Annotated in this window: 10 protein-coding genes; 3 read left to right on the plus strand and 7 right to left on the minus strand. The window is 61.8% G+C overall.

Annotated features, from left to right (window positions below):
* Positions 1–103 (plus strand): IS3 family transposase (locus NCS00_RS12815; RefSeq protein ID WP_250439142.1); only part of this gene is annotated, 103 nt, incomplete at its 5' end.
* A gap of 69 nt (positions 104–172) precedes the next feature.
* Here the strand turns inward: NCS00_RS12815 and NCS00_RS12820 are convergent.
* From NCS00_RS12820 to NCS00_RS12830, 3 genes are all read right to left on the minus strand, one after another.
* Positions 173–1639, minus strand: coding sequence for a glutamate synthase subunit beta (locus NCS00_RS12820; protein ID WP_008344103.1), 1467 nt, complete (start codon positions 1637–1639; stop codon positions 173–175).
* A 68-nt stretch (positions 1640–1707) separates the two neighbouring features.
* Positions 1708–6411 carry a glutamate synthase-related protein gene (locus NCS00_RS12825; RefSeq protein WP_250440239.1) on the minus strand — a complete coding sequence of 1568 codons (4704 nt, stop codon included), beginning with the start codon at positions 6409–6411 and terminating at the stop codon, positions 1708–1710.
* Positions 6412–6741: 330 nt separating this feature from the next.
* Positions 6742–7449 carry a transposase gene (locus NCS00_RS12830; RefSeq protein WP_008344100.1) on the minus strand — a complete coding sequence of 236 codons (708 nt, stop codon included), beginning with the start codon at positions 7447–7449 and terminating at the stop codon, positions 6742–6744.
* A gap of 206 nt (positions 7450–7655) precedes the next feature.
* Here NCS00_RS12830 and NCS00_RS12835 point away from each other — a divergent pair, with 206 nt between their 5' ends.
* Both NCS00_RS12835 and NCS00_RS12840 read left to right on the plus strand, forming a co-directional pair.
* Positions 7656–8381, plus strand: coding sequence for an OmpW/AlkL family protein (locus NCS00_RS12835; RefSeq protein ID WP_034473121.1), 726 nt, complete (start codon positions 7656–7658; stop codon positions 8379–8381).
* A gap of 294 nt (positions 8382–8675) precedes the next feature.
* Positions 8676–9053, plus strand: coding sequence for an ElaB/YgaM/YqjD family protein (locus tag NCS00_RS12840; protein ID WP_033536968.1), 378 nt, complete (start codon positions 8676–8678; stop codon positions 9051–9053).
* A gap of 10 nt (positions 9054–9063) precedes the next feature.
* Here NCS00_RS12840 and ugpQ read toward each other — a convergent pair whose 3' ends face one another.
* The 4 genes from ugpQ to ugpA are packed head-to-tail and all read right to left on the minus strand — an operon-like array spanning position 9064 to position 12642.
* Positions 9064–9813 (minus strand): glycerophosphodiester phosphodiesterase, encoded by a 750-nt coding sequence (gene ugpQ / locus NCS00_RS12845; RefSeq protein ID WP_008344094.1) that lies wholly within the window; start codon positions 9811–9813, stop codon positions 9064–9066.
* Between the two features lie 13 nt (positions 9814–9826).
* Positions 9827–10912, minus strand: coding sequence for a sn-glycerol-3-phosphate import ATP-binding protein UgpC (locus NCS00_RS12850; RefSeq protein ID WP_008344091.1), 1086 nt, complete (start codon positions 10910–10912; stop codon positions 9827–9829).
* A gap of 3 nt (positions 10913–10915) precedes the next feature.
* Positions 10916–11761 (minus strand): sn-glycerol-3-phosphate ABC transporter permease UgpE, encoded by an 846-nt coding sequence (gene ugpE / locus NCS00_RS12855; protein ID WP_008344090.1) that lies wholly within the window; start codon positions 11759–11761, stop codon positions 10916–10918.
* A complete protein-coding gene (gene ugpA / locus NCS00_RS12860; protein WP_008344088.1) occupies positions 11758–12642 on the minus strand; it encodes a sn-glycerol-3-phosphate ABC transporter permease UgpA in 885 nt (294 codons plus the stop codon). The genes ugpE and ugpA overlap by 4 nt, the downstream gene beginning before the upstream one ends.
* Positions 12643–12645: the final 3 nt, after the last annotated feature.

The raw sequence follows: 12645 nt of genomic DNA on the forward strand, positions 1-12645 counted from the left end.
CGGAATCAGACGCTACATTCACTACTACAATCACCACCGCATCAAGCTGAAGCTGAAAGGGCTGAGTCCTGTGATGTACAGAACTCAGCCCTTAGCGGCCTAGCCCAAAACTGTCCAACTTTGCGGGGTCAGTTCATCGCGTGGCCTTTTTGCATGAAGCGTCGAGCGACGCTTACCGCGGCAACTCGCTCGATCCCATCAGATACGCATCCACCGATCGTGCGCACTGACGTCCTTCGCGAATCGCCCAGACGACCAGCGACTGCCCGCGACGCATATCGCCGGCGGTGAAGACTTTATCGACCGACGTGTAATACGCCTTGTCGCCTTCGGTCGCGGCGCGCACGTTGCCGCGCGCATCCTTCTCGACGCCGAACGCATCCAGCACCGGCGACACCGGCTGCGTGAAGCCCATCGCGAGCAGCACGAGATCGGCCTTCATCTCGAACTCGGAACCCGGCACTTCCTGCATCTTGCCGCCCTTCCACTCGACGCGCACGGCGATCAGCTTCTCGACCTTGCCGTTCTTGCCTTCGAAGCGCTTCGTCGCAACCGACCAGTCGCGCTCGCAACCTTCTTCATGCGACGACGACGTACGCAGCTTGATCGGCCAGTACGGCCACACGAGCGGCTTGTTCTCTTCCTCGGGCGGCTGCGCGAGCAGTTCGAACTGCGTCACGCTCTTCGCGCCATGACGATTCGACGTGCCCACGCAATCCGAACCCGTATCGCCGCCGCCGATCACGACGACATGCTTGCCCTTCGCGAGCAGTTGATCCGGCAGCTTGTCGCCCGCGTTGACCTTGTTCTGCTGCGGCAGGAATTCCATCGCGTAGTAGATGCCTTCGAGCTCGCGCCCCGGCACCGGCAGATCGCGCGGCGTTTCCGAGCCGCCCGCGATCACGACCGCGTCGAACTGTTCCTTCAGCTCGTCGGGCGTGATGGTTTCCTTCGCCGTATTCGCGATGTATTCCGGCAGCGCATCCTTGCCGATGAACACGTTCGTGCGGAACGACACGCCTTCCGCCTCCATCTGACGCATGCGGCGATCGATCAGCCACTTCTCCAGCTTGAAATCGGGGATGCCGTAACGCAGCAGACCGCCGATGCGATCGTTCTTCTCGAACACGACGACTTCATGGCCCGCGCGTCCGAGTTGCTGCGCGGCCGCGAGACCCGCGGGCCCCGAACCGACGACGGCGACCTTCTTGCCCGTCTTGTGCTTCGGCGGTTGCGGCACGACCCAGCCTTCGGCGAAAGCCTTGTCGATGATCGCGTGCTCGATCGACTTGATGCCGACCGGATCGTCGTTGATGCCCAATGTGCACGCCGCTTCGCACGGCGCCGGGCAGATGCGGCCCGTGAATTCCGGGAAGTTGTTGGTCGAATGCAGCACGTTGATCGCGCTCTTCCAGTCCTGCTGGAAAACGAGATCGTTGAAGTCCGGAATGATGTTGTTGACCGGGCAGCCGTTGTTGCAGAACGGAATGCCGCAGTCCATGCAGCGCGCGCCTTGAACCTTCGCGTCTTCATCGGTCAGCGCGGCGACGAATTCCTTGTAATGCTTGACGCGGGTAAGCGGAGCTTCGTACGCCTCGTGGCGGCGTTCGAACTCGAGAAAACCGGTTGCCTTGCCCATTTCTTTCTCTGTATTTAGTGAGGATCGCGCGCGCTCCCGGAGCGCGCGTCTGTCTGATTGAACGAGGCTTAAGCCGCGACCGCTTCCTTGCCCTTCTTCGCGCCCATTTCGGTGAGCGCGCGACGGTACTCGGTCGGGAACACCTTGACGAACTGACGGCGAGCCGAATCCCAGTTTTCCAGCAGCGACTTCGCGCGCGGCGAGCCGGTGAACTGGAAGTGACGCTCGATCAGCCCCTTGAGCAGCGCTTCGTCGGTCTTGCCGGCGTGCCACAGCGTGCGATCCACCGTGCGCTCCTGTTCGGCCTGCTGCAGCACCGGATCGAGCGCGACCATCGACTTGTTGCACTTGCCGGCGAACGCGCCTTCCGGGTCGTACACGAACGCGATGCCGCCCGACATGCCCGCCGCGAAGTTGCGGCCCGTCTCGCCGAGCACGACCACCGTGCCGCCCGTCATGTATTCGCAGCCGTGATCGCCCGTGCCTTCGACGACCGCCGTCGCACCCGAGTTGCGCACGCAGAAGCGCTCGCCCGCGACGCCGCGGAAATACGATTCGCCTTCGATCGCGCCGTACATCACCGTGTTGCCGCAGATGATGTTTTCCTCGGACTTGCCGCGGAAGTCGTTGGTCGGGCGAATGATGATGCGCCCGCCCGACAGGCCCTTGCCGACGTAGTCGTTGCCGTCGCCGACGAGATCCAGCGTCACGCCCTTCGCGAGGAACGCGCCAAAGCTCTGGCCCGCCGTGCCCTTCAACTGGATGTGAATCGAGTCGTCGGGCAGGCCGTCGTGACCGTGCGTCTTCGCGATGAGGCCGGACAGCATCGCGCCGACCGTGCGATTCACGTTGCGCACCGGCTGGATGAACGACACATGCTCGCCCTTCTCGATCGCCGCCTTCGACTTCTCGATCAGCACGTGATCGAGCGCCTTGTCGAGACCGTGATCCTGCACGTCGACGTGCTTGCGCGCGACGTCTTCGCCCACCGGCACCTGATAGAAGATGCGCGAGAAGTCGAGGCCCTTAGCCTTCCAGTGCTCGATGCCCTTCTTCATGTCGAGCAGATCGACGCGGCCGATCAGGTCATCGAACTTGCGGATACCGAACTGCGCCATGATTTCGCGCACTTCTTCCGCAACGAAGAAGAAGAAGTTGACGACGTGTTCCGGCTGGCCCGAGAACTTCGCGCGCAGCACCGGGTCCTGCGTCGCGACGCCGACCGGGCACGTGTTCAGATGGCACTTGCGCATCATGATGCAGCCTTCGACGACGAGCGGCGCCGTCGCGAAGCCGAATTCGTCCGCGCCGAGCAGCGCGCCGATCACGACGTCGCGGCCGGTTTTCATCTGACCGTCGGCCTGCACGCGAATGCGCCCGCGCAGACGGTTCAGCACCAGCGTCTGCTGCGTTTCGGCGAGGCCGAGTTCCCACGGCGTGCCAGCGTGCTTGAGCGACGACAGCGGCGATGCGCCCGTGCCACCGTCATGGCCCGCGATCACGACGTGATCCGCCTTCGCCTTCGCAACGCCCGCGGCCACCGTGCCGACACCGACTTCCGACACCAGCTTCACCGAAATGCTCGACGACGAATTCACGTTCTTCAGATCGTGAATGAGTTGCGCGAGGTCTTCGATCGAATAGATGTCGTGGTGCGGCGGCGGCGAAATGAGGCCGACGCCCGGCACCGAATAACGCAGCTTGCCGATGTATTCGGACACCTTGTGGCCCGGCAGCTGACCGCCTTCGCCCGGCTTCGCGCCCTGCGCCATCTTGATCTGGATCTGGTCCGCCGACGACAGATACTCCGCCGTCACGCCGAAACGTCCCGACGCGACCTGCTTGATCTTCGAGCGGAGCGAATCGCCTTCCTTCAGCGGGATGTCGGTGACGACTTCCTTGCCGATGATCGATTGCAGCGTGTCGCCGTTCTTGATCGGAATGCCGCGCAGTTCGTTGCGATAACGCGTTTCGTCCTCGCCGCCTTCGCCCGTGTTCGACTTGCCGCCGATGCGGTTCATCGCGACGGCGAGCGTGGCGTGCGCTTCCGTGCTGATCGAGCCGAGCGACATCGCGCCCGTCGCAAAGCGCTTGACGATTTCCTTCGCCGATTCGACTTCATCGAGCGGAATCGCCTTCGACGGCGACACCTTGAACTCGAACAGACCGCGGAACGTCATGTGACGCTTCGTCTGGTCGTTGATGATGTGGGCGTATTCCTTGTACGTCTGATACGAGTTGCTGCGCGCCGAGTGCTGCAGCTTGGCGATCGCATCCGGCGTCCACATGTGCTCTTCGCCGCGCACGCGATACGCATATTCGCCGCCCGCGTCGAGCATGTTCGCGAGGACCGGGTTGTCGCCGAACGCTTCGCGATGCAGATGAATCGCTTCTTCCGCCACTTCGAAGATGCCGATGCCGCCGACCTTCGTCGCCGTGCCCTTGAAATACTTCTCGACGAGTTCCGACGACAGGCCGACGCCTTCGAAAATCTGCGCGCCGGTGTAGGACATGTACGTCGAAATGCCCATCTTCGACATGACCTTCAACAGGCCCTTGCCGACCGCCTTCGTGAAGTTGTAGATGACCTTGTCCGCCGACAGATCGCCCTTCAGGCCTTCGGCCATGTTGGCGAGCGTTTCCAGCGCGAGGTACGGGTGAACGGCTTCCGCGCCGTAGCCCGCGAGCAGCGCGAAGTGATGCGTTTCGCGCGCCGAGCCCGTTTCCACGACGAGACCCGTGCTCGTGCGCAGACCGTGCGCGACGAGATGCGAGTGAATCGCGGACGTGGCGAGCAGCGCCGGGATAGCGACGTTGTCGCGGTCCATCTTGCGGTCGGACACGATCAGGATGTTGTAGCCGGAGCGCACGGCATCCACGGCTTCCGCGCACAGCGACGCGATACGCGCCTCGATGCCTTCCTTGCCCCACGCCACCGGATAGCAGATGTTCAGCTCATACGAGCTGAATTTGCCGCCGGTGTACTTGTCGATCGCGCGGATCTTCGCGATGTCCTTGAAGTCGAGCACGGGCTGCGACACTTCGAGGCGCATCGTCGGGTTGATGTTCGTCGTGTCGAGCAGGTTCGGTTTCGGGCCGATGAACGAGTTGAGCGACATGACGAGGTTTTCGCGGATCGGGTCGATCGGCGGGTTCGTCACCTGCGCGAACAGCTGCTTGAAGTAGTTGTAGAGCGTCTTGTTCTTGTTGGACATGACCGCGAGCGGCGAGTCGTTGCCCATCGAGCCGACGGCCTCTTCGCCCGATTGCGCCATCGGCGCCATCAGGAACTTGAGGTCTTCCTGCGTGTAGCCGAACGCCTGCTGACGGTCCAGCAGTGCGGCGGCTTCGCGGCGCTGCGTTTCGACGTCTTCCGCCTTCGGCTCGATCTCGTCGAGCTTGATGCGAACCGCGTCGATCCAGCTCTTGTACGGCTTCGCGTTGGACAGGTTGTCCTTCAGCTCCTTGTCCTCGATGATGCGGCCCTGCTCCATGTCGATCAGGAACATCTTGCCCGGCTGCAGACGCCACTTCTTGACGATCTTCGACTCGGGAATAGGCAGCACGCCGGATTCCGACGCGAGGATCACGAGATCGTCGTCGGTGACGAGATAGCGCGCCGGACGCAGGCCGTTACGGTCCAACGTCGCGCCGATCTGGCGGCCGTCCGTGAACGCGATGGCGGCGGGGCCGTCCCACGGTTCCATCATCGCGGCGTGGTATTCGTAGAACGCGCGGCGGTTGTCGTCCATCAGCGTGTGCTGTTCCCACGCTTCCGGGATCATCATCATCATTGCGTGGACGAGCGGGTAGCCGGCCATCACGAGCAGTTCGAGACAGTTGTCGAACGAAGCCGTGTCGGACTGGCCCGGATAGATCAGCGGCCAGAGCTTCGGCAGATCGTCGCCGAGCACGTACGACGCGATCGCGCCGGTGCGCGCGTTCAGCCAGTTGACGTTGCCCTTCACGGTGTTGATTTCACCGTTGTGCGCGATCATGCGATACGGGTGCGCGAGTTCCCACGCGGGGAACGTGTTCGTCGAGAAGCGCTGGTGCACGAGCGCGAGCGCCGACACGACGCGCTCGTCCTGCAGATCGCGGTAATACACGCCGACCTGGCCGGCCAGCAGCAGCCCCTTGTAGACGACCGTGCGCGACGACATCGACGGCACGAAGTATTCCTTGCCGTGCTTGAGCTTCAACGCCTGGATGCGATGGCTCGCCGTCTTGCGGATGATGTACAGCTTGCGCTCGAGCGCGTCCGTCACGACGATGTCCTTGCCGCGCCCGATGAAAATCTGGCGGATCAGCGGCTCGCTCGCCTTCACGGTCGGCGAAATCGGCATGGTCGAATCGACCGGCACGTCGCGCCAGCCGAGCACGACTTGGCCCTCGGCCTTGACCGTGCGCTCCAGTTCCTGCTCGCACGCGAGACGCGATGCGTGCTCCTTCGGCAGGAAGATCATGCCGACGCCGTATTCGCCAGCAGGCGGCAAGGTCACGCCTTGCTTGGCCATTTCTTCGCGATAGAAGCCGTCCGGCACCTGAATGAGGATGCCGGCGCCGTCGCCCATAAGCGGATCGGCGCCGACCGCGCCGCGGTGATCGAGATTCTCAAGAATCTTGAGACCCTGCTGAATGATCTCGTGGCTCTTTTTTCCCTTGATATGGGCGACGAAACCGACGCCGCACGCGTCGTGTTCGTTCGCAGGGTCGTACATGCCCTGCGCGGCGGGAAGCGAACCGGCTGCCGGCTGCTGATGATCGTTCATGGGGACACCGTCTCTACTGTGAGGGGCCGAATCGACTCGGCCGTTGAACCATTTTCTTGTCGCTTGCGACGGTTTCTTTCAACTTGATGTGTCACGAAGCACGGTCGTGCGCGGCACGCTGCACCGCGGCAATTGCCGGAAATCGAAATATACGCGACGAATCAAAGCGATGGCAAATAAAACTTGATGTTCTGACACCGATTATCGATATGGTGCAAATGTGCCCCAACATATTGGGGCCGCATCGTTGACAGTCAAAAAGAAACGGCGAGACTCGGAAAATTCGAGACGCCGTTTCGTTTTTTGCTTCAGGAACGCCCGTGAAGGCCGTTATTGAGTCTGTGGAGTTTCGCGAATCTTGCGCGGACGTCCGCGCGGCAGCGGCGACACCCGGCGGTTGGCAGCATGCGACGCCCATTCCCGATAGGCATCGCTGCCGAGCACCCAGCCTTTAAGTGTCGCTTGCAGGAGACGGTTGGCCTCGCGCTCATCGGGCGGTTGCTCGCACAGTTCCTTGTAGGCGTGCTGGCGTTCGAACGGCGTATTGCCGAGCGACCAGAACAGCGGATGGTCGGTGATGAGGCTATCGAGCGTGAGCCCGATGTGATGACGGAAGCTGGACCATTTGTAGTCCTGCGGCGCCGCGACCAGTTGCGCGCGCACGGGCGCCATTTCTACGACGCGCGTGGCGAGCAGAAAGTATCGTTCGCCCTCGATGACCGTCGCGCGATAGCGGCCTTCCCAGAGCGTGCCGCGTCGCATGTATCGGCGATTGAAGTGCGCCACGTAACGACGTCCCACCGCTTGCATCGCTTTGGGCAGACTGGATTCGTCGCGCGGCGTGACGAGCAGATGTACCGCCTGCGGCATCAGCGCATAGGCGTGGATAGAGAGGTGATGATCACGTGAAGCAGTCCTCAAGCAGTCGATGAAGAGCTCGTAGTCCTGGTCGTCGACGAAGGCGGGTTGCTGGTCGAGACCACGCAGGATGACATGCTGCGGCTGTTCGGGAACGTAGAGTCGTGCAAGCCGTGCCATTCTGGATTTTCCGTTGGTCGCGTTTGTGTTACCCCGTTCGGGGACCTTTTGGAGCCGTTGCGGCAGCGTGGAGAGAACACATGCAATTGCCGTGCAACCAGACCCCAAAGCCGCTCTTTGCCCTAGGGAGAATGCTCTACGGCACCGCTATGGTTAATGTGAAATCTTGTGTTCATAATGAGCGTGCTTTTTCGGAGGAGCACAAATTGAAAATAAAACAAGTCATCACGGGGATCGCGGCATTAGCGTGTGTGTCCACCGCGGCACATGCGCAATCTGCTGGATCCTTCTATGCAACAGCAGGCTGGTTTCACTTCGCCCCGCAAGACAGTAGTGGTCCGCTCAAAGAAACAAGTGTAGGCGGATCTCCGGTCAATATCGACGTTCCCGGCACAGGCGCAGGCATTTCGAGCGCCGACACCGCCGGCTTCACGTTGGGCTACTTCGCGACCGACCACATTGCCGCCGAACTCGAAATGGGCGTGCCGCCCACGTTCGATCTCGAAGGCAAGGGCACCTTGTCCCAGTACGGAAAGCTCGGCAGCGCGAAGCAGTGGAGCCCGACGCTGCTATTCAAATACTTCTTCAATGCTCCCACGGCGAAGTTCCGTCCGTTCGTGGGTCTTGGCGTGACGCGCACCTGGTTCACCGACGCGCAGATCACGAATCAGCAATTCGAAGGCTCGGTCCTGCATGGTCCGACCACCGTCGACACGGATAGTTCGTGGGCGCCCGTGTTTAATGTCGGCGCAACCTACAATTTCACGGAGCACTGGTTCGCCGGATTTTCCGTGTCGTTCATTCCGTTGAAGGCCACCGCGAAGTTGAACACGCAGGCTCAAACGCCTGTCGGCACGCTCAACGTTCAATCGCAGGCGAAAATCACGCTGAACCCGATCGTCACATATTTGCGAGTGGGCTATCGATTCTGAAGTGAGACTGCTCACGAGCATGTAACGACGATATAAGCGCCATAAAAAGAGAGATAACGCCGGCATGATTCACATATGCCGGCGTTACTTTTTGCATCGCCCTTGTAAATGTGACCTTCGTAAAAACGGTTTGCTTGCAGTTCTTACGCGCGATCACGCGCGGAATGTGTTTCGCGGTCGCGCTTACCGAAGCTTTGCGCAACGTCGAAGCATCGGCATCGAATTTGCTGCATGATGAGTTTCCCCGCCACCTCGCGCGGGCTATCCACGACTCATCCATCGACGGAGCGATCTATGAACGCACTGCCTAATACGCGAGACGCCATCGGAGATTCCTGGACCACGACGAGCCGCCGCGCACGACGCATGGCACGGCATGGCCGCGAAGCAGCCGAGGATATCGGCTCCGAACTGCGCACCCTTCTCAGCGAACTCGAAAACACCCTGGCCGAAGGCACGTCGGCCGATGCGGCTGCGCTACGCGCGCAGATCAGCGACCGGCTCGTCAGCGCGCGCGCACGTCTGAACGACACGCACGCGGCGCTTCGCGAGCGCGCGGGCGCAGCGTTCGAAGACGCCGACGCCTTCCTTCACGAAAAGCCCTGGCAAACCATTGCATTGGTTGGCGGGTTGGCGCTGGTTGCGGGCGTGCTGCTCGCTCGCGTTCGCTGACATTTCAACCCTACGACGCCTCCAGAAAATCCGCGCCAATAATGTCGATGCGATCCGTGCAGATCGCATCGACGCCCCATTGCGCGAGCAACCGCGCGCGCGCCGGATCGTTCACCGTGTAGGCGAGAATGCGCAAGCCGGCATCCTTGATCTGCGCGACGAGCGCTTCATCGAGCGTGCGATGGTTCGCGTGCAGCGACACACACGATAACGCTGAAGTTTGCGCGCGCCAGTTCACGGGAACGCGCTCGTAAAGCATCCCTCGCGGAAGATTCGGCGCGACGTCGCGTGCGGCTTCCAGCGCCGCATATGAGAACGACGACATCAGCGGCGCAACTTCAGCGTCTGCCCACAAGTGCGCCGCCTCACGCGCGACGAGCACGCCTGTTTCCACGTCGCGCCCCTGACTCGGCTTGATCTCGATGTTCACCGCAAGCCCATGCTTCACGCATCGCTCGTGCACTTGGGCGAGCGTCGGCATACGCGCGTTTGCGAATTCGGCGCCGAACCAGGTGCCTGCATCGAGCGCGCGCAACTGCGCGTAGGTCATCGCTTTTGCCGCGCCGCGTCCGTTCGACGTTCGATCGACCGCGTCGTCGTGCAGCAGGAAGACGATGTCGTCAGCAGAAAGCTTCGCGTCGAACTCGATCATCTTGTGGCCGAAGCGCGCGCCCACGTCGATTGCTTCGAGCGTGTTCTCCGGCGCGAGTTTGCCGCCGCCGCGATGCGCGACGATCGCGGGATAAGGCCAGGTTCTCATCGCATCGCCTCCTTTAGTTCGCGCGCAGTCGCGTTGCCGGATCGAAAAAATGCAGATGCCGCGCGGGCAACGATACGCTCAACCGCTCGCCACGCTGCGGGCGATGCTCATGCGGCAAGCGCGCTGCGACGTCGTGCTTGCCCCACTTGCCGTGCGCGAGATTGTCCGCGCCAAGCAGTTCAGCCGAATCGACATCGAGCGTGGCGCTTGGCGCGTTCTCGTTGCCGGGCGTCATGTGCTCGGGACGAATGCCCACGATCCACTCGCGCCCGTGCATCGCGCTCGTCACGCCATTCGCGCCCGCGACCGGCAGCTTCGGACCGCCGCCCGCGATCTCGAAAGTCGATCCGTCTTCGGACAGACGTCCTTCGAGCAGATTCATCGCCGGCGATCCGATGAAGCTCGCCACGAATACGGTTGCCGGGCGTTCGTACACTTCGGTCGGCGCGCCGATCTGCTCCGCGTGACCCTTGTTCATCACGATGACGCGCTGCGCGAGCGTCATGGCTTCGATCTGATCGTGCGTAACGTAAAGGCTCGTGGTCGCGAGACGCGCGTGCAGCCGCTGAATTTCGAGGCGCATCTGCACGCGCAGCTTGGCGTCCAGATTCGACAACGGTTCGTCGAACAAGAACACCGCCGGCTCACGGACAATCGCGCGGCCCATTGCAACGCGCTGCCGCTGACCACCCGACAATTCGCGCGGCTTGCGTTCGAGCAGATGTTCGAGTTCGAGGATACGCGCGGCATTAGCGACGCGCGACTCGATGGTCTTCTTGTCCGCGCCGCCGATCTTCAGCGCGTACGCCATATTCTGCGCGACGCTCATGTGCGGATAAAGTGCGTAGTTCTGAAAAACCATCGCGATGTCGCGATCCTTCGGCTCCAGCTTGTTCACGACCTTGCCGCCGATTTCGATCGCGCCTTCGGACACGCTTTCGAGCCCCGCGACCATGCGCAGCAAGGTCGACTTCCCGCAGCCCGACGGCCCGACCATCACGACGAATTCGCCGTCCTCGATCGCGGCGTCGATGCCGTGCAGTACGTAGTTCGAGCCGTCGTATGTTTTCTTGACGCTTTTTAGATTCAATGCAGCCATGTTTTATTTCTCGGAATCGACGAGTCCGCGCACGAACCAGCGCTGCATCGTCAGGACGACCGCGAGCGGCGGCAGCATCGCGAGCAGCGTCGCGGTCATCACGTAGTGCCATTCGGTCGCTGTGTCGCCGGACGCGATCATGCTCTTGATGCCGACCACCGCCGTCTGCAGCGACACTTCGTTGGTGATGAGAATCGGCCAGAGATATTGATTCCAGCCGTAGATGAACGTGATGACGAAAAGCGCCGCGATGTTGGTCTTCGAAAGCGGCAGCACAACGTCCCAGAAGAAACGCAGCGGCCCCGCGCCGTCGATGCGCGCCGCTTCCATCAGTTCGTCGGGCAGCGTCATGAAGAACTGCCGGAAGAGGAACGTAGCCGTTGCGGAGGCGATCAGCGGCAGCGTCAATCCCGCATACGTGTTCGACAGATGCATCGACGAAACGACTTGCACCGTCGGGAAGATACGCACTTCGACGGGAAGCATCAGCGTGATGAAGATGAGCCAGAACGCGAGGTTCTTCAGCGGAAAGCGGAAGAAGACGATTGCATAGGCGGACACGATCGACACCGCGATCTTGCCGATGGAGATGACCAGCGCCATCACGAGACTGTTCGCCAGCATGCGTCCGAAGGGAGCGGCCGCGTTGCCGCTGCCGTGCGCCCAGATATACGCGATGTTCTCGAACAGATGCGTGCTCGGCACGAGCGAGAGCGGCACGCTGAACACTTCCTTCGAATTCATCGTGGCCGCGCAGAACGCGACGTACACAGGAAACACGATCAGCGCGACGCCGAGCAACAGCACCGCGTGACAGAAGATATCGAAGCCGCGACGGTTTTCGATCATGAGTATTGCACCCTGCGTTCGACGAAGCGGAACTGGACCACGGTGAGCACGACGACGATCACCATCAGCACGACCGACTGCGCGCCCGAACTGCCGATGTCGAGTCCCTGGAAGCCTTCCGCGAAGATCTTGTAGATGAGCGTCTTGGTCGATTGCGCGGGACCGCCGCCGGTCGCGGCGTCGATGACGGGGAACGTATCGAAGAACGCGTAGACGAGATTCACGACGAGCAGAAAGAACGACGTCGGCGACAGGAGCGGCAGCGCGATGCCGAAGAAGCGGCGCACGGGACCGGCCCCGTCGATGGCGGCGGCTTCGATCAGCGATTTCGGGATCGCCTGAAGACCCGCATAGAAGAACAGGAAGTTGTAGCTGACCTGCTTCCACACCGACGCGAGCACGACGAGGAACATGGCCTGCGTGCCGTTCAACGCGTGATTCCAGATGACGCCCTGCTTCGCCAGCGCATACGTCACGAGCCCGATGCTCGGATTGAACAGGAACGACCACAGCACGGCGGCGATCGCGGGCGCGACCGCATACGGCCAGATGAGCAGCGTCTGATACGCCTTCGCGCCGCGCGTCACGCGATCGGCGCACGCGGCGAGCAGAAGCGAGATCACGAGGCCCGACACGGTGACGAGCGCGCAGAAGATCATCGTCGTGTTGAACGACGACAGGTAGAGCGGATCGGCGAACAGTTGTTTGAAGTTCTGCAGGCCGACGAACTCGCTCGACGTGCCGAACGCATCCTGGCTTTGCGTGGCCTGCCAGAGGGCTTCGCCCGCGGGCCAGAGAAAGAACAGCGCGGTGATCGCGAGTTGTGGCGCGACGAGCAGATACGGCAAGACGCTCGTATCGAAACGAGAGCGCTTTTCCATGCT

The sequence above is a fragment of the Caballeronia sp. AZ1_KS37 genome (assembly GCF_023631165.1).
Taxonomy (GTDB): domain Bacteria; phylum Pseudomonadota; class Gammaproteobacteria; order Burkholderiales; family Burkholderiaceae; genus Caballeronia; species Caballeronia zhejiangensis.